Genomic DNA, 16,910 nt, shown 5'->3' with positions numbered 1-16,910 from the left:
GATAATTGATCTTGTGGCAGGTCGAGGTGAGTTGACGGATGCGGCATGGAGGCGGATAGAGCCCCTTTTGCCTCAGGTGGACGGACGGGGCCGTCCGTGGCGTGATCACCGGCAGGTGGTCAACGGGGTGCTGTGGCGGCTGCGGACCGGGGCTCCGTGGCGGGATCTTCCCGACCGGTTCGGGCCGTGGCAGACCGCCTATGAGCGGTTCGCCCGCTGGGAGGCGGACGGCACCTGGGCACGGTTGCTGGAGCACGTTCAGGTCCGCGATGACGCGGTGGGCCAGGTGGAATGGACCGTCTCCGTCGACTCCACCATCAACCGAGCCCACCAGCACGCAGTCGGCGCCCGCAAAAAGGGGATGTGAACGGGGACGAACTGGAAGATCTGGGCCGCTCGCAGGCGCGCCAGGCCCTCGGCCGCTCCCGAGGCGGACTGACCACCAAAGTCCATCTCGCCGTCGATGGCCGGGCCTGCCCCTGTCGATTGTGCTCACGCCCGGCAACGTCAACGACGCGACGGCGTTCGGCCAGGTCCTCGACGGCATCCGCACCCCGCGCCTCGGCACGGGCCGCCCGCGCACGACACCGGACCGTGTGCTGGGTGACAAGGCGTATTCCAGCAGGCCATCCGCCATCTGCCGAGGCGCCGGGGCATCGCTGCCACGATCCCCGAGCGCCGCGACCAGGCGGCGAACCGCCACCGACGCGGGGCCCTCGGCGGCCGGCCGCCGGCCTTCGACAAGGTCACCTACCGCGACCGCAACGTCGTCGAACGATGCTTCGCCCGCCTCAAGCAGTTCCGCGCGATCGCGACCCGGTTCGACAAGCTCGGCGACCGCTACCGTGCCGGAGTTGTCCTCGCTTCCTTGATCCTCTGGCTCCGCGAGTCCACGGGGTAATCATTTGTCAGACAGGCCCTAAAGGTTGTTGCGGAACGTCTGGGATAGGGCATTCCTCTTGTATGGGTGGGGTGTTGCGGGCTGAGCCGTTGTGGGTGGAGACGTTCACCGGTCTGCGGATGGGCCGGTTCGAGAAGTTGGTGAAGGCAGTACGGGAGCGGGGAGGGAACGGTCCCGGTGGAGGGCGTCCGTGGTGCCTGCCGCTGGCGGAGCGGGTCCTCCTGGTGGCCGTCTACTACCGGACCAACCTCACGATGCGCCAGCTTGCCCCGCTCTTCGGCTGTTCCCCGGCCACCGTCTGCCGGGTCATCCATCGCCTGCGGCCGCTTCTTGCGCTGGAGCCGGCGCCGCGGCCCGTCGCGGATGTCGAACGGTTGTGGATCGTGGACGGAACCCTGGTCCCGGTCCGCGACCGTACGGTCGCCGCGTCCTCCCGCAACTACCGGTTTTCGGCGAACGTGCAGGTCATCATCGACGCGGACAGCCGCCTGGTGATCGCCTCAGCCCGCCCCGTCCCCGGGAACAAGGCCTACGCCCACGCCTGGCGGGAGTCGGGCCTGCCCGCCATCGCGGCCGGGACAACGGTCATCGCGGACGGTGCCTACCTGGGAACCGGACTGATCGTCCCGTACCGCAGAAGAGCCGGACGCCCACTCCTGCGCGGCCAGGAGGAGGACAACGCCGAACACCGACGCGTCCGCGCCCGCGTCGAGCACACCTTCGCCCGCACGAAGAACTGGGAGATCCTCCGCGACTGCCGCCAGAACGGAGACGGACTCCACCACGCCGTCCAAGCCGTCGCCACCATGCACAACCTCGCCATGACAGACTGAACCAGCAGGTCAAACACCACGCCGACCTGTCCACACCCACCCTTCTGCAACAACCTTTAGGCCGTGTATCGAAACTGGATCTTGAGTTGTGATGATCACGGTTCATGGGACGGAGAGATCTTACGGACGAGCAGTGGGCAACGCTGAAGCCGTTGTTGCCGAGGGGTATTAGGTCGGGACGGCCGCCGGTCTGGCCTCGGCGGCAGTTGATCGACGGCATACGGTTCCGGGTCCGGACCGGAGTTCCATGGCGCGATGTCCCTGTTGAGTACGGACCGTGGAGCCGGATCTACGACCTGTTCCGCCGATGGCAGCGGAACGGCACCTGGCAGCGGATCCTCACCCGGCTCCAGTCCCTGGCCAACGCGAAAGGGGAGATCGTGTGGGACCTGAGCGTCGACTCCACTGTCTGCCGTGCCCATCAGCATGCAGCCGGGGCTCGCAAGCAGGGCGACCTGCAGAAGGAACCACCGGGCGGCATTTTCGCCGAGCCCCGTGATCACGGGCTGGGAAGATCACGCGGCGGATTCACCACCAAGCTGCACCTGGCCGTTGAACAGGGCCAGAAGCCCATGTCGATCGTGGTGACGGCCGGGCAGCGCGGGGATTCGCCGCAGTTCGAGCCGGTGCTGGATAAGGTCCGAGTGCCGCGCATCGGGCCGGGCCGACCACGCGTCCGTCCCGATCGGGTGCGGGCCGACAAGGCGTACGCCTCTCGCAGAAACCGCGCCTACCTGAGGCGGCGCGGGATCCGCTGCACCATCCCTGACAAGGTCGACCAGGCGCGCAACCGTCGGAAGCTTGGCTCTCGTGGCGGCCGGCCGCCCCATTTCGACCCCGCCGACTTCACGCGGTCGAGTTGGGGATCAACCGCCTCAAGAGGCACCGTGCTGTCGCCACGCGCTTCGACAAACTGGCGGTCCGCTACGAGGCAACCGTCCTCGTCGCGACCATCAACGAGTGGCTGTGAGCAGCGCCTTCGCGAATGGCCGGTGGTCTTTCACTGATCCTTCGCTTCGAATGCCTGGGCGACGGCCAGGCTGTCCTCGTAGACATGGTGCCGGGTGACAAGGCCGTCTGCGACGGTGATATGCAGAGCGAAGCGCGCCTTGTAGGCACGTCCGGTGGGCCGGGCGGTCTGACGGATCTCGCCCAGCACGACCGCGTCGCTTCCGTCGACAAGGATGCGCTCAACCTCAGTTGCCACATGTTCCGGCACGTGGTGCTCGGCAAGCTCGCGATAGTGGGCGGCCGCGTCGGCCCGGGTATACCGGTGGCGGATCCACGGCGTGGCAGTACGGCCGTGCTCGGCCTCCGGCCAGTCGAGCTTCCAGTCACCCTGCTCGGCATACATCTCGGCGATGCGCTCGGGGTTGCCCTCGCCAATTCTGCGCAACAACTCCTCAACCACGGTGCGCGTGTTGGCCGGTGTGGCTATGGACATGACTGACCTCTCCGTCCTGGTCCGCGTCCTCCGACGCGGACGGATCACCAACCCTGCCAGCATGGGCACGCAGAGACGATTACCTCGGACATAAGGCGAGCAGATCACCAGGATCCACTTTCGATACACGGCCTAAAGGTTGTTGCAGAAGGGTGGGTGTGGACAGGTCGGCGTGGTGTTTGACCTGCTGGTTCAGTCTGTCATGGCGAGGTTGTGCATGGTGGCGACGGCTTGGACGGCGTGGTGGAGTCCGTCTCCGTTCTGGCGGCAGTCGCGGAGGATCTCCCAGTTCTTCGTGCGGGCGAAGGTGTGCTCGACGCGGGCGCGGACGCGTCGGTGTTCGGCGTTGTCCTCCTCCTGGCCGCGCAGGAGTGGGCGTCCGGCTCTTCTGCGGTACGGGACGATCAGTCCGGTTCCCAGGTAGGCACCGTCCGCGATGACCGTTGTCCCGGCCGCGATGGCGGGCAGGCCCGACTCCCGCCAGGCGTGGGCGTAGGCCTTGTTCCCGGGGACGGGGCGGGCTGAGGCGATCACCAGGCGGCTGTCCGCGTCGATGATGACCTGCACGTTCGCCGAAAACCGGTAGTTGCGGGAGGACGCGGCGACCGTACGGTCGCGGACCGGGACCAGGGTTCCGTCCACGATCCACAACCGTTCGACATCCGCGACGGGCCGCGGCGCCGGCTCCAGCGCAAGAAGCGGCCGCAGGCGATGGATGACCCGGCAGACGGTGGCCGGGGAACAGCCGAAGAGCGGGGCAAGCTGGCGCATCGTGAGGTTGGCCCGGTAGTAGACGGCCACCAGGAGGACCCGCTCCGCCAGCGGCAGGCACCACGGACGCCCTCCACCGGGACCGTTCCCTCCCCGCTCCCGTACTGCCTTCACCAACTTCTCGAACCGGCCCATCCGCAGACCGGTGAACGTCTCCACCCACAACGGCTCAGCCCGCAACACCCCACCCATACAAGAGGAATGCCCTATCCCAGACGTTCCGCAACAACCTTTAGGGCCCTGCGGGCCGCCGTGCCGCCGCCGCACGTCCGGCAGCGCCTCTTCGAGCCAAAAACCTACCCATTGACCTGACCAAAACGCGTAGGTACATTGTCCCAAACGATCTGGTCCACTGTCCCAGATTGCGCGATGGCAGCGCCGACCTCGGCCGATCGCCGAGAGAAGCAGGACCTTCGCCGCTGTACGGGCGACGTTCGCGCAGCAAGAATCCATGCACCATTTCAAGCCACTGCGAGCCCGCTCGACACCCCACCCTTCCGTATCTACAGCTCATCTCAGGAGAAATGCCCCATGATGCTCGGCTGGCGTGCACGAATCGGACAGATCCGCCCGGCGACCGCGATCGAGGGAGCGGAGGAATGGCGCTCGGTCGCGCCCACCGGAGTGGCTTTCGCCGACGCCCGGACCATCGTTCCCCGCGTCGACGCCGCGGGCCTGCGCGAGATGATGAGCCAGGTGCTCGAAGCCTCCCGGCAGCTCGCCACCGCGAAGGTGGACCTCATCGTGCAGTGCGGCGCGCCCGGCACCTTCATCCCGGGCCCCGGTACGGACGAGAAGGTCACGGACGAGATCAAGGCCGAGACCGGGATCCCGGCGATCACCATGATGCAGGCGACCGTCGACGCCCTGCGCGCCGTCGGCGCCACCTCCGTCGCCGTCGGCAGCATCTACACCGACGAGGTCAACGAGGCGCTGCGCGCGTACCTCACCGCCGTCGGCTTCGAGGTGCCCGTGATGGAGGGGCTCCAGATGACCGACCCCTACGAGGCCAGCGTCCATGACGCGGACAGCGCCTACCGGCTCGGTCGCAGGCTGCACAAGGCCGCCCCCGACGCCGACGCGCTGCTGATCTCCTGCGGCACCTACCGGACCTTCGAGATCCTGCCCTACCTCGAAATGGACACCGGCCGCCCGGTGGTGACCAGCAATCAGGCCTCTCTCTGGAGCGCCCTGCGCACCCTGGGCCTCCGCGACGAGATCCCCCAGCTCGGCCGCCTCGGCCACGTCGGCCGCGTCGGCCGCGAGGTCTGACACCGGACCGAACGCACCACCGCACGGCGGTGGCCACGCCCACCGCACCCCATCGTCCACACCGAGTCGCACGGCCGGGCCGTCAGCTCGCCCGGTCCACCCGGCTCACTTGCGAAGAGGAAAGCACGTGCTGGTAGACGCATTGCAGTTCGTCAAGCCCGCCCGCGAGCGTTTCGAGGAGTGGCACGCCGCCGGCATAGCCGGCGTCCACGCCACCGTCGCCATCTGGGAGGACTCCACCGAGACCATGCGCGAGGTCGGCCGCTGGCAGCGGCTGCTCGCGGAGAACAGCGACCTCCTCACGGAAGGCCGTTCCGCCGACGACGTCCGCACGGCCGGGAACGACGGCCGTACCGCCGTCATCCTCGGGTTCCAGAACAGCAGCCCCTTCGAGGACGACCTCGACCTGGTCGGAGCCTTCCACCAGGCCGGAGTGCGGATCTGCCAACTCACCTACAACACGCAGAATTCCGCGGGCGCGGGCTGCTGGGAGAGCGACGACGCCGGCCTCTCCCGCACCTACGGAATCAATCTGGTCCGGGAGATGAACCGGGTGGGCATGCTCATCGACGTCTCCCACTGCAACGAGCGCACCTCCCTCGAAACCCTGGAGGCGTCCGAACGGCCCGTGGCGATCACCCACGCCAACCCCCGGGCCTTCGTGGGCGAGAACGTCGAGCTGGCCTTCCGCAACAAATCCGACACCGTCCTCAAGAAGGCAGCAGAATCCGGCGGCGTCGTGGGCCTGAGCATGTACCCGCGCATCGCTCCCAACGGTGTCGGCTGCACCATCGACGAATTCTGCGACATGGTCGCCTACACGGTCGACCTCATCGGCGTCGACCACGTCGGGCTCGGATCCGACTACTACGCCGGCCAGGGCGACGAAGAACTCCACTGGTGGCGGCAGGGGCGCTGGAGCCGCAAGCCGATGGTCCCCATCTCCGGACCGGTCGAGTTCCCCGAATGGTTCGCCGCGGGCAGTGGCTACGCCATCGTCCTGGAGCACCTGCGCAAGCGCGGGTTCAGCGAGAGCGAGGTCGAGCGGATCGCCGGCGGCAACTGGCTGCGCATGTTCGACGCCGGCTTCGTGGCCGATCCCCGGAACTGACGGCCGCCGGGAAGACGGCGTGGACACGGAGAGGAGCGGTGGGCATGAACCGGTTTGACGTCGTGGTGGTCGGGGGCGGGCACAACGGGCTGGTGACAGCCGCCTATCTGGGCCGGGCGGGACTGCGCGTCGCCGTGGTCGAAGCCCGTCAGCGCCTGGGCGGACCCTGCGGAGGATACGAGTTCCTGCCCGGCCGCAGCCTGGCCTTCACCAACTCGCCCGGGTCGCTGAACCCGCGGGTCGTCCATGAACTCCGGCTCGCCGACCACGGTCTCCGGTTCGTCCGGGCCGACCCGACCGTGGTCCAGCAGTTCGACGGCCGGTGCTTCCTGGGCTGGCGCGACCCCGCCCGCGTCGACCGGCAGCTCGACGCCTTCGCGCCGGGCGAGGCCGACCGCTACCGGGAGCTGATCAACGGTCTGGAACGGCTCGGCGCGAGCCTGCGGGTTTCCCTCGACGACCCCCCGCCCGCGCTCTGTGCCCTCCGGGAGCGGCTGACCGACCCGGAGGAGCACAAGCTCTTCACCGCCGTCTTCGAGGGCAGCCTCACCGGGCTGCTCGACGAGCGTCTCGTGTCGGACCAGGCCAAGGCGCTGCTCGCCCTGCTGGCGCTGAACGCCCAGCTCGTACCGCCCTCGACGCCCGGCAGCGCCGTCGGACTGATGATGCGCCCGTTCGCCCTGGCCGCAGGGGGCGCACCCCACTCCGGCGACGCCGCCGAGCGGGTCGCGCTCCGCGGCTCCACCGGTCTCCCGGTCGGGTCGATGAGCGCGATCGTGGACGCGTTGGAGGACAGCTGCCGCGCCCACGGCGTCACCCTGCGCACCGGTTCCCCGGTGGTACGGGTCCTGCACGGGAACGCCGGGGTCCGGGGCGTGGTCACCGCGTCCGGCGAGGAGTTCACCGCCGACCGGGTGGTGTCGGCGGTCAACCCCGTCCACCTCTTCCGCGATCTGCTGGACGACGCGGCGATGGGGCCCGAGATCCGGGCCGAGGTCACGAGCACCGCGATGCGCGGATCGGCGTTCAAGGTCGTCCTGGAGGTGGACTCGCTGCCCGCCTACGCGGGGCTCCCCGAGGACGCGGATCCCGAGCAGGTGCGGGCCTGCCAGTTCCGGGTGGGATCCTCGCTCGGGCAGATCGAGGAGTCGGTCTCCCGGGCGCTGCGGGGCCACGCCAGCGAACAGCCCCTGATGTGGGGGCTGATACCGACCCTCACCTCGCCCGGCCTCACTCCCGGGAACACCCATCTCATCAGCGTCAACGCCTGGCACGCCCCCTACCGTCCGCACGACGGGCCCTGGGACGCCGAGCGCACCGAGCGCTTCGGCCGACGGTGCGTCGAGGAACTCTCCCGGCTGATGCCGGGACTCGCCGACCGCGTCGTCGATCACCGGTTCATGAATCCGGTCGAGATCGAGAGCGAACTGGGGCTTCCGGAAAGCAACATCACCCACGGGGACATGCTGCCGGGGAATCTCTTCGGGGCCCGCCCGCACCCCGAGGTCGCCGGCTACCGCACCCCGCTGAAGGGCTTCTACGTCAGTGGCGCCGGAACCTGGCCCGGCGGCTACATCACCGGAACACCCGGCAGGAACACGGCCCAAGCGGTGCTCCACGACCTTCACCACGAGCAAAGGCGACAAGCATGAGGCTTTCGCGCCGCACTGGGCCACAGCGCCCACGCACAGGAATACTCCGCCGGACGGTCGGCTGTACGGCCGTCGTGGGTGTCCTGCTCACCGGCTGCAGTGCCAACCCGTCCTTCGGCCGCGACGAGCAGACCCTGATCATCGGCGCCGAGGGAGAGATCCCCACCCTGGATCCGCACCGCGCATCCGGCACCCCGGTGCTCCGGGTCATCGACGCCCTCTTCGATCCGCTGATCCGCGAGGACCTCGGCACCGAGACGGCCCGGGCTCCCGAACTCCGGCCCGCGCTCGCCGAATCCTGGCAGGCGTCACCGGACGCGCGGACCTACACCCTCAAGCTCCGCGAGGGGGTCGAATTCGCCGACGGCTCACCCTTCGACGCCGCCGCCGTGAAAGCGAACTTCGACCGGATCATGGACGAGAGCTCCGCCTTCCACGACCCGGCGGCCGCCGGGAACATGAAGTTCCTGACCCGCTGGATCGAGAAGGTCGGCGTCCGCGACCCGCACACGGTCGTCCTCGGACTCACCGAGCCGTACGCCGGGCTCCCCCGGGTGCTCACCGACCGCCGGATGTCGATCATCAGCCCCAAGGCGCTCCGCGCCCACCGGCCCGACGACATCGGCCTGAACCCCGTCGGCACCGGCCCCTTCACCCAGCAGTCCGCCGATCGCGGCAAACGCATCACGCTGAAGCGGAACGCGGCCTACTGGGGCGGATCCCCCAGGACCCCCTCCATCATCGTGGAGTCCGTCACCGACCCCACCACGCTCGCCATCGCCGCGCAGACCGGTGAGGTGGACGCGATCCTCAGCGCCGGGGCCCAGCAGGTCCAGCAGCTCGCCGAGGGCGGCACCATGACCGTGCAGTACCCCGAGCCCGCCAACCAGTACTTCATCCGCCTCAACACCAAGATCGCCCCCACCGACAACGCCGTCTTCCGGCGGGCGCTCAACCACGCCGTCGACCGCCGGGCGATCGCCACCCTCACCGGCCGACAGGTCGCCCCGTCCACCGGGCCGTTGCCCCGGGGCAACGAGGCGTACCAGGAGAGCCCCGGGGCCGCCGCGGACACCTACGACCCCGAAGAGGCCCGCCGGCTCATCCGGGAGAGCGGCGTGCCCACCCCCGTAACGCTGCGGATGCTCGCACCCGACAGCGGCCCCGGTTTCTCCCAGGCCACCGAGATCATGTCCCTCGTCCAACAGGACCTCAAAGCGGTCGGCGTCCGCCTGAACACCCAGTACATGGAGTTCGCCTCACTCGTCGCCGAGGAGGGCAACGGCTACAACGACACGACCCACGGCTCGTTCAACGGATGGACCACCGGAGCCGACGCCGCCGACTTCCTGGAGCGCATGTTCAGCGGGGAACTGCATCCGCCCGACGGTGTGAACCGCGGCTGGTACCGCAACAGGGACGTCGACGCCCTCTTCGACCGCGCCAGGGGCGAACCCGACCCGGAACGCCGCACGGCGCTCTACCGGGAAGCCGCCGACGGCATCGCCGCCGACGCGCCCTGGGTCTTCCTCTACCAGGACCGGCTGCCCCGACTGCTGAGCCGGAAGGTCGACGGGGTCGTGCCCGCCGCATCCGTCTACATCGACTACACCACCATCCGCCGCCGGTGAGGAGACCACAGCCATGAAGGCCACTGCGGCACCACCCCGCCCCGCCGCCGTGCGGGCCGCGCCCCCTCGGCGGCGCACCCGCCTGCGCGCACTGCTGGGCTCCGGCAACGCCACCGCCCTCATCGGCGGCACCATCGTCGCCGCCACGATCATCGTCGCGCTCCTCGCGCCCCTGATCGCCCCGGACGACCCGCTCGCCACCAACCCCTCGTCCATCGGTCTCGGCCCCTTCAGCGGCGGCCACCTCCTCGGCACCGACGAGGTCGGCCGTGACATCCTCAGCCGGCTGATGTACGGCACCCGGCTCGCCCTGCTGGTCGCCGTGGTGCCGACCCTGGTGGCGCTCGCCATCGGCGGCTGCCTCGGACTGCTCTCCGGCTATGTCGGCGGCTGGCTCGACAGCACCCTGATGCGCGTCTTCGACGTGATGTTCTCCTTCCCCGGGATCCTGCTCGCCCTCGGCATCGGGGTCGCCCTCGGCCCCGGCGTCACCTCGATGGTCATCGCCATGGTGGTGGTCACCGTCCCCGAGTTCGGCCGGATCGTCCGCGGCAATGTCATCGCCCTGCGCCAGGAGCAGTACGTGGAGGCCGCCGGCGCCCTCGGCTACAGCCATCTGCGCATCGCCTTCCGCCACATCACCCCGAACCTGCTCGGCGGCGTGGTCGTCTTCGCCACCCTCCAGACCGGCCGCAACGTCATCCTCAGCTCCAGCCTCGCCTTCCTCGGACTGGGCGCACAGCCGCCCACCCCCGACTGGGGCCAGATGCTCAGCGGCGGGCGCGCCCTGCTGGTGACCGCACCGCACGTCGCCACCATCCCCGGCCTCGCGATCGTCGTGCTCGCCGTCGGGTTCAACCTGCTCGGTGACGGCATCCGCGACCGTCTCGACCCGCGCAGCCGCACGTCCCGGGCCGTGCGCGGCGGCGGACGCACCCTGCGGACCCGGTGGAGCCGGTCATGAACAGCCCTGGAGATTCACCATGCTGACCTTCACGCTGCGCCGCGCGCTGCACATGCTCCCGGTCGTCCTCGGGGTGACCATCGCCACCTTCGGCCTCGGCCAGATCATCCCCGGCGACCAGGCCAGCGCCCTGCTCGGCCCCACCGCCTCCGAGGCCGACCGCCAGGCGCTCCGCGAGGACCTCGGTCTGGACCAACCGGCCGTCTCCCGCTACTTCACCTACCTCAGCAGCCTGTTCAACGGCGATCTGGGCCGGTCGCTCTCCTTCGGCCGGCCGGTCTCCGAAGTTCTGTCCGACCGGCTGCTCAACACCCTGCTGCTGTCGGGCACCGCGATCGTCGTCGCTGCGGTCGTGGGCGTCGCCATCGGCACCTGGGCCGCCCAGAAGCCCGGCTCGCCCCGGGACCGGAGCCTCACCGTCGGCGTCCTGTTCTTCAACTCCGTACCGTCGTTCTGGTTCGGGCTGGTGCTCATCATCGTCTTCTCGCTCCAGTCGAGGATGCTTCCCGCCACCGGGATGACGTCCATCGGCGGCGGTGGAGCCCTCGACGTGGCGGCCCACATGGTGCTGCCGGTGATCACCCTCGCCGCGTGGTCGCTGGCGGTCATCGCCCGGATGACCCGCTCCTCGGTGCTGGAGGTCATCGGCAACGACTACGTCCGCACCGCCCGCTCACGCGGTGTCGGTGAGTTCCGGGTGATCGTGCGCCATGTGCTCCCCAACGCCATGCCGTCCGTCATCACGGTGATCGGCCTGCAGGCGGGCTTCCTGCTCAGCGGCGCGGTGCTCACCGAGACCGTGTTCTCCTGGCCCGGCATCGGCCTCGCCCTCCACCAGGCCATCTCCGCCCGCGACATCCCCCTCGTACAGGGCGGGATCCTCGTGATCGCCATCGCGTTCGTACTGATCAACTTCCTGGTCGACGTGCTCCAGGCGTACTTCAACCCGAAGATCAAACTGGCTTAGAGGGAGACGTCACCGTGACCGTACTGGAAGTCGAACACCTCAACGTCGCCTACCGCGGCCAGGACCAGGGCGACGACGCCCCTCTGGAGACCGTGCGCGACGTCTCGTTCAGCGTCGCCGCCGGCGAATCGCTCGGCGTCGTCGGCGAGTCCGGCTGCGGCAAGAGCCAGACCATGCTGGCGGTCCTGCGGATGCTCGCCCCCGCCGGCGTCGAGATCTCCGGCCGGGTGACCTTCGACGGCAAGGACCTGACCGCGCTCACTCCCCGGCAGATGCGTACCGTCCGGGGCTCCGGCATCGGGCTCGTCTCCCAGGACGCGCTCTCCGCGCTCAACCCGGCCATGACCATCGGCAGGCAGATGGCAGAGCCCCTCATCCACTACGACGGGTTCAGCCGGCGGGCGGCCGCCTCCCGGTGCGCGGAGCTCCTGGACCTCGTCGGCCTCCCCGCCGCGGGCGAACGGCTTCGCAGCTATCCGCACGAGCTCTCCGGCGGCATGCGCCAGCGCGTTCTGATCGCCATGGCCATCAGCCGCGAACCCCAGGTCCTGATCGCCGACGAGCCCACGACCGCCCTCGACGTCACCATCCAGTCCCAGGTGCTCCAGCTCATCGACCGGCTCCGCAAGGACCTCCGGATGGCCCTCATCCTCATCACCCACGACCTCGGGGTCGTCGCCGGGGTCACCGACCGGATCGCGGTGATGTACGCGGGCCGGATCGTGGAGACGGCCCCGACCACCGCGCTGTTCGACCGGCCGAGCCACCCGTACACCCAAGCGCTGATGGAGTCCGTTCCGCGGATGGACCGCGAACGGGTAGAGCGCCTGCCCGCCATCCCCGGCTTCCCGCCCGACCCCGCCGCACCGCCGCCCGGCTGCGCCTTCCAGCCCCGGTGCACCGCCGCCCGCGCGAGCTGCGAGGACGCCGTCCCGGACCTCCTCCCCCTCGCCTCCACCACCTCCGGCCACTTCGTCCGCTGCCCCTGCACCGCACCGGTCCTCGTCGGGGCGGACCACCGAGAGGAGCGCGCATGAACGCCGCCGACGCCCTGCCCCCCACCACCTCGGGACCACCCGAGAACGACACCGACGCCGTCGAAGTCATCGACCTCCGCGTCCACTTCCCACTCCGTACCGGGGTGCTGCGCCGGGTCACCGGCACCGCGCACGCCGTGGACGGGGTCTCCTTCACCGTGCCCGCCCGCAGCATCGTCACCATCGTCGGCGAGAGCGGCAGCGGGAAGACCACGACCGGGCGCGCCCTGGTCGGCCTCTCGCCCATCACCTCCGGCCGGGTCAGCGTCCACGGCCGCCCCCTGGACGAGATCCGCCGCGCGGGGGCGCTGCCCCGGCTCGCCCAGATCGTCTACCAGGACCCGTACGCCAGCCTCAACCCGAGGATGACCATCAGGGCGATGATCCGGGAGGTCGTCTCCGTCCACCGGACGACGCCCCGGGAGAAGACCGGGGAGCGGGTCGAGGATCTCCTCGCGCAGGTCGGCCTCCGTACGGAGCTGGCCGACCGCTATCCCCATGAACTCTCCGGTGGTCAGCGCCAGCGCGCCGCCATCGCCCGCGCCCTGGCGGTCGAGCCCCGCTTCATCGTCTGCGACGAGATCGTCTCCGCACTCGACGTCAGCATCCAGGGCCAGATCGTCAATCTCCTCAAGGACCTCCGCAGCGAACAGGACGTCAGCTTCCTGTTCATCTCCCACGACATGAGCGTGGTGCGGCACATCTCGGACCACGTCATCGTCATGTACGGCGGTCTGATCATGGAGAGCGGCCCCTGCGACGAGGTGTTCTCCACGCCCCGCCACCCCTACACCCACGCGCTGCTCGCGGCCGTGCCCGTGCCCGACCCCCGGGCGCCCGGCCTCCGCGGCGAGATCCGCACCAGGGCGGAACCCCCGGACCCGGCCGATCCGCTGCCCGGCTGCCGCTTCCAGCGCTCCTGTCCGTTCGCCACCGAGGTCTGCCGCGAAGGCGCGCCGCCCCCGACCGTCGCCGCCGGGGCCACCGGACACACCCTGGCCTGCCATCACGCCGACGCCCCCGAGGTGCTGGCCGCGCTGTCCCGAACCGGCCCGCCCCCGGAAGCCGTCTCCTCGCGAACCCCTTCGCCGTAAACCCTTCCCAGCAAATCCCGTCCTCGGAAATCCCGTCCTCGGAAAGGACCACCGCTCCATGAACACCCCCGGCAACACCTCCGAGAACGCTCCCGACAGCCTGCCGGCCGTGGAGGACTACACCTCCCACACGGGCGGTGCCCGGCGCGCGCCGGCCGGCACGGCGGTGCCGCTGACCGACCCGGCGACCGGGAAGGTCTGGGCCCGTGCGCACCAGGACCCGGACGCGGTGGACGCCGCCGTCGACGCCGCCCGTACCGCCTTCCTCGCCCCGTCCTGGGGCGCGCTGCCCGCCCACTCCCGCGCCGACCTGCTCCACCGACTCGGCGATGTGCTGGTCGCCCATACCGAGGAACTCGCGGCACTGGAGACCCGGGCCAACGGCAAACCCCTCACCGCCACCCGGGGCGAGGTCGGCGCCCTGGCCCGTTGGTACCGCTACTTCGCGGCCGTGGCGGAGACCATGGAGGACGTCTCACGTCCGCTCAGCGGCACGGCGAGAGCGCTCATCACCCAGGAACCGCTGGGCGTCGTCGCCGCGCTCACGCCCTTCAACGGCGCGCTCTCCCTGGGCTCCTGGAAACTCGCCCCGGCGCTGGCCGCGGGCAACACCGTGATCCTCAAGCCGCCGCCGCAGGCCCCGGCCTCCTCGGTGCGCCTGGCCGAACTGGCGCTGGAGGCGGGGTTCCCGCCCGGGGTGATCGGCGTCGTCATCGGCGGCGCCGAGGAGGGCCGCCGCCTCACCGAGCACCCCGACGTCGCCATGGTCACCTTCACCGGCAGCACCGCCGTCGCCCGGACGCTCGGGGCGCGCGCGGCCGAGCGGATGAAGCGCTACGTCTGTGAGGCCGGCGGCAAGTCCGCGCACATCGTCTTCGCGGACGGCGACCTCGACTCGGCCGTCCTCGCGGCCCGGCAGGGCGCCTTCTCCGCGGCAGGCCAGACCTGTGTCGCGGGCTCCCGCGTCCTCGTGCAGCGCGAGGTGTACGAGGAGTTCCTCCGCAGGTACGGGGAGGCGGTCGGGCGGCTGCGGGTCGGCGACCCCCTCGATCCGCGTACCCACGTCGGGCCGGTGGCCTCGGCAGTGGCTCTGGAACGGATCGAGGGATATGTGGACGACGCCCTGGCGAAGGGCGCGCGGGCCGTCACCGGCGGAAAGCGGGCCACCGTCGCCGCGCCGGCCGGGGCGGGCTTCTGGTACGAGCCGACCGTGCTGGCCGACGCCGGGCCCGATCTCGCGGTCTGCCGGGAGGAGGTCTTCGGCCCGGTCGTCACCGTGCACCCCTTCGACACCGAGGACGAGGCGGTAGCCCTCGCCAACTCCGTCGAGTACGGCCTGGCCGCGGGCTTCTGGACCCGCGATGCGGCCCGCGCGCACCGGGTGGCTCGACGGCTGGAGGCGGGCGTCGTCTGGGTGAACACCTACCGGCTGCTGCACTGGAGCGTGCCGTTCGGCGGCTACAAGCAGTCCGGCCTGGGCCGGGAGAACGGCGTCGAGGCCGTCACCGAGTTCCTCCAGACGAAGTCCGTCATCACCGAACACGGCACCCCGGCCGACCCGTTCGGCGACTGACCACAGCCCGCCCTCCCCCGCCGGGCCGCCCGATACCGCGGCCCGCCCTCCGGAATCCCCCGTCTCAGGAACAGGACCTGCCCCATGGAATTTCTCGTCAACATCCGGATCACCTGGCCCGAGGCCATGGACCCCGACGTCAAAGCGGAGGTCTCCGACGACGAGCGCCGCCGTGCCGCTGAACTCGCCGCGTCCGGGTCTCTGGTCCGCATGTGGCGGGTGCCCGGCCGGACCGAGAACTGGGGACTGTGGCGTGCCGCCGACCCCACCGAACTCCACACGATCATCTCGTCGCTGCCGGTCTGGCCCTGGATGGACGTCACGGTGCACGCCCTGGCCGATCACCCGGTCGACCCGGGGCCGGCGGCTTGATGCGGTGTCACGGCTGACCGTCCTGGCCGTGCCTGTCAGCGGCACGGGCACTTCGGCGCGCACGGGTCCACCGGGACGGCCCGGCGGTCCCGCGGGCGGCCGCGACCGGTCTTCCCGTACGAGAAGGGAGCCCGTAGGTACACCCGTGCATACGGAGACCGGCCCGTACGGCAGGATCCCGGGAAGGGAACCGGCCCGCACGGGGAGAACCCGGGAAAGCGCGGCCTCACCCCGTACGGCCGTGGCCGAGTATCCGGGTGGCGACGTCCAAGGGGTCGGCCCAGACGTCCCCGGGCGCCGGATCGTCGGACCGGCCGCGCATCTCCCGCACCCTGTCCCACAGCGCCGCGGGGTCCTCGTCGGCGTGGGTGCGGGTCAGCAGACCGGTCCGCTCCAGCATGTCCATGCGCTCGGCGAATCCGACACGCACCGCCCGGCCGGGGTCCGGGGTGACGGAGGCGATGACCGGGACGCCGTTGGCGACGAGTTCGCAGCCGGTGAAGCCCAGCGCGTCGGCCAGTACGACATCGGCGGCCCGGTAGTACAGCTCCGGCCGATCGCTCCGCCCGACCCATCGGACGTTGGGGGTGACGGGGGCCCGCCCGCGCGTGGGGGGCGGGTCCGCCAGGAGGAGGAGCTGATCCGTCGGGGCGGCGTATCTGCTCCACGCCCGGAGCGCCTGCAACTGGATACGCAGGGCGGCGATACGGTCGGGGCGACCGCCCGCCGCCACCGTCAGGACGAGCGCGTCCTCGTCGAGGCCGAGGGCCTTGCGCGCCTCCGCCCGCTGTGGTGCGAAGGCGTCCACAAGGGGTCCGCAGAACCACACCGGCGCGGTCGTGGCCGGTGTGACCGGATGTGCCTCGGGAAAGTCCGGGACCACCACCTCCAGCGCGTCGTCCATGATCGAGTCGGCGTCGGGCCAGCCGAGCTCGGTGAAGAACCAGTCCGTGATCAGCACGTTCGGAACGTCGAGGACATGGCGGCAGAAGCCGGGCACGGTCAGGAACTCGTCGCTCACCACCAGGTCGGCGTCGGCACGCTCGTACAGGAATCGCCAGACGCGCCAACTCGCCGCCTCACCCATGTCGTCGGCGTCGTCGAAACCGAGGTCGACGGCCTCGACACCACGGGAGCGGTAGTAGTCCGCTCCGCTCCCCGCCGAAGCCAGCCTGATCTGTACCCCGGGGTTCACCTGGCGCATCGCGGTCATGATCCTCAGGTCTCGGGCAGCGTGGCCGTAGCCGTGACCGCGTGAGACGAAATTGACTCTCATCGATAAGTTCCT

General features: G+C 70.3%; 14 protein-coding genes and 2 pseudogenes. 13 read left to right on the top strand and 3 right to left on the bottom strand.

The window, feature by feature from the left end:
- Positions 1-13 precede the first annotated feature (13 nt).
- The 3 genes and pseudogenes from OG245_RS36005 (at position 14) to OG245_RS35995 (ending at position 2,704) form a co-directional block, all read left to right on the top strand.
- Positions 14-923, top strand: a pseudogene (locus OG245_RS36005) (IS5 family transposase).
- Positions 924-963: 40 nt separating this feature from the next.
- A complete protein-coding gene (locus OG245_RS36000; RefSeq protein ID WP_371627531.1) occupies positions 964-1,734 on the top strand; it encodes a transposase family protein in 771 nt (256 codons plus the stop codon).
- A 104-nt stretch (positions 1,735-1,838) separates the two neighbouring features.
- Positions 1,839-2,704: pseudogene (locus tag OG245_RS35995) on the top strand (IS5 family transposase).
- Positions 2,705-2,734: 30 nt separating this feature from the next.
- Here OG245_RS35995 and OG245_RS35990 read toward each other — a convergent pair.
- On the bottom strand, positions 2,735-3,178 hold the full coding sequence (locus tag OG245_RS35990; RefSeq protein ID WP_371627530.1) for a nuclear transport factor 2 family protein: 444 nt from the start codon (positions 3,176-3,178) through the stop codon (positions 2,735-2,737).
- A gap of 192 nt (positions 3,179-3,370) precedes the next feature.
- A complete protein-coding gene (locus tag OG245_RS35985; RefSeq protein ID WP_371627529.1) occupies positions 3,371-4,141 on the bottom strand; it encodes a transposase family protein in 771 nt (256 codons plus the stop codon).
- 339 nt (positions 4,142-4,480) lie between these two features.
- Here OG245_RS35985 and OG245_RS35980 point away from each other — a divergent pair, with 339 nt between their 5' ends.
- From OG245_RS35980 to OG245_RS35935, 10 genes are all read left to right on the top strand, one after another.
- Entirely contained in the window at positions 4,481-5,221 is a 741-nt protein-coding gene (locus OG245_RS35980; protein ID WP_371627528.1) for an aspartate/glutamate racemase family protein, read from the top strand.
- A 127-nt stretch (positions 5,222-5,348) separates the two neighbouring features.
- The gene (locus OG245_RS35975; RefSeq protein WP_371627527.1) at positions 5,349-6,332 is read left to right on the top strand and encodes a membrane dipeptidase; all 984 of its coding nucleotides are present in this window, start codon (positions 5,349-5,351) and stop codon (positions 6,330-6,332) included.
- A gap of 44 nt (positions 6,333-6,376) precedes the next feature.
- Positions 6,377-7,984, top strand: coding sequence for a phytoene desaturase family protein (locus OG245_RS35970; protein WP_371627526.1), 1,608 nt, complete (start codon positions 6,377-6,379; stop codon positions 7,982-7,984).
- A complete protein-coding gene (locus OG245_RS35965) occupies positions 7,981-9,615 on the top strand; it encodes an ABC transporter substrate-binding protein (protein WP_371627525.1) in 1,635 nt (544 codons plus the stop codon). Before OG245_RS35970 ends, OG245_RS35965 begins: the two co-directional genes overlap by 4 nt.
- Positions 9,616-9,628: 13 nt before the next feature.
- Positions 9,629-10,579, top strand: coding sequence for an ABC transporter permease (locus tag OG245_RS35960; protein ID WP_371627524.1), 951 nt, complete (start codon positions 9,629-9,631; stop codon positions 10,577-10,579).
- A gap of 19 nt (positions 10,580-10,598) precedes the next feature.
- The gene (locus tag OG245_RS35955) at positions 10,599-11,546 is read left to right on the top strand and encodes an ABC transporter permease (protein WP_371627523.1); all 948 of its coding nucleotides are present in this window, start codon (positions 10,599-10,601) and stop codon (positions 11,544-11,546) included.
- Positions 11,547-11,560: 14 nt separating this feature from the next.
- Positions 11,561-12,583 (top strand): ABC transporter ATP-binding protein, encoded by a 1,023-nt coding sequence (locus tag OG245_RS35950; protein ID WP_371627522.1) that lies wholly within the window; start codon positions 11,561-11,563, stop codon positions 12,581-12,583.
- Positions 12,580-13,677, top strand: a complete 1,098-nt coding sequence (locus OG245_RS35945) for an ABC transporter ATP-binding protein (protein ID WP_371627521.1) — start codon at positions 12,580-12,582, stop codon at positions 13,675-13,677. The genes OG245_RS35950 and OG245_RS35945 overlap by 4 nt, the downstream gene beginning before the upstream one ends.
- A 58-nt stretch (positions 13,678-13,735) precedes the next feature.
- Entirely contained in the window at positions 13,736-15,250 is a 1,515-nt protein-coding gene (locus OG245_RS35940; RefSeq protein WP_371627520.1) for an aldehyde dehydrogenase, read from the top strand.
- A gap of 84 nt (positions 15,251-15,334) precedes the next feature.
- Positions 15,335-15,622, top strand: coding sequence for a muconolactone Delta-isomerase (locus OG245_RS35935; RefSeq protein WP_219613403.1), 288 nt, complete (start codon positions 15,335-15,337; stop codon positions 15,620-15,622).
- 226 nt (positions 15,623-15,848) lie between these two features.
- On the opposite strand, the gene OG245_RS35930 is transcribed toward OG245_RS35935, so the two are convergent.
- The gene (locus OG245_RS35930; protein WP_219613402.1) at positions 15,849-16,898 is read right to left on the bottom strand and encodes a glycosyl transferase; all 1,050 of its coding nucleotides are present in this window, start codon (positions 16,896-16,898) and stop codon (positions 15,849-15,851) included.
- Positions 16,899-16,910 lie beyond the last annotated feature (12 nt).

The organism is Streptomyces sp. NBC_01116 (assembly GCF_041435495.1).
Taxonomy (GTDB): Bacteria; Actinomycetota; Actinomycetes; order Streptomycetales; family Streptomycetaceae; genus Streptomyces.
Note: the sequence above shows the minus strand (reverse complement) of the source record. Positions and strands in the feature narration are given on the sequence as shown.

Excerpts from the sequence above, each read along its gene's own strand:
- OG245_RS36000 (WP_371627531.1), top strand. The coding sequence starts at position 964 with ATGGGTGGGGTGTTGCGGGCTGAGCCGTTGTGGGTGGAGACGTTCACC.
- OG245_RS35990 (WP_371627530.1), bottom strand. The coding sequence starts at position 3,178 with ATGTCCATAGCCACACCGGCCAACACGCGCACCGTGGTTGAGGAGTTG.
- OG245_RS35985 (WP_371627529.1), bottom strand. The coding sequence starts at position 4,141 with ATGGGTGGGGTGTTGCGGGCTGAGCCGTTGTGGGTGGAGACGTTCACC.
- OG245_RS35980 (WP_371627528.1), top strand. The coding sequence starts at position 4,481 with ATGATGCTCGGCTGGCGTGCACGAATCGGACAGATCCGCCCGGCGACC.
- OG245_RS35970 (WP_371627526.1), top strand. The coding sequence starts at position 6,377 with ATGAACCGGTTTGACGTCGTGGTGGTCGGGGGCGGGCACAACGGGCTG.
- OG245_RS35965 (WP_371627525.1), top strand. The coding sequence starts at position 7,981 with ATGAGGCTTTCGCGCCGCACTGGGCCACAGCGCCCACGCACAGGAATA.
- OG245_RS35960 (WP_371627524.1), top strand. The coding sequence starts at position 9,629 with ATGAAGGCCACTGCGGCACCACCCCGCCCCGCCGCCGTGCGGGCCGCG.
- OG245_RS35955 (WP_371627523.1), top strand. The coding sequence starts at position 10,599 with ATGCTGACCTTCACGCTGCGCCGCGCGCTGCACATGCTCCCGGTCGTC.
- OG245_RS35945 (WP_371627521.1), top strand. The coding sequence starts at position 12,580 with ATGAACGCCGCCGACGCCCTGCCCCCCACCACCTCGGGACCACCCGAG.
- OG245_RS35940 (WP_371627520.1), top strand. The coding sequence starts at position 13,736 with ATGAACACCCCCGGCAACACCTCCGAGAACGCTCCCGACAGCCTGCCG.
- OG245_RS35935 (WP_219613403.1), top strand. The coding sequence starts at position 15,335 with ATGGAATTTCTCGTCAACATCCGGATCACCTGGCCCGAGGCCATGGAC.
- OG245_RS35930 (WP_219613402.1), bottom strand. The coding sequence starts at position 16,898 with ATGAGAGTCAATTTCGTCTCACGCGGTCACGGCTACGGCCACGCTGCC.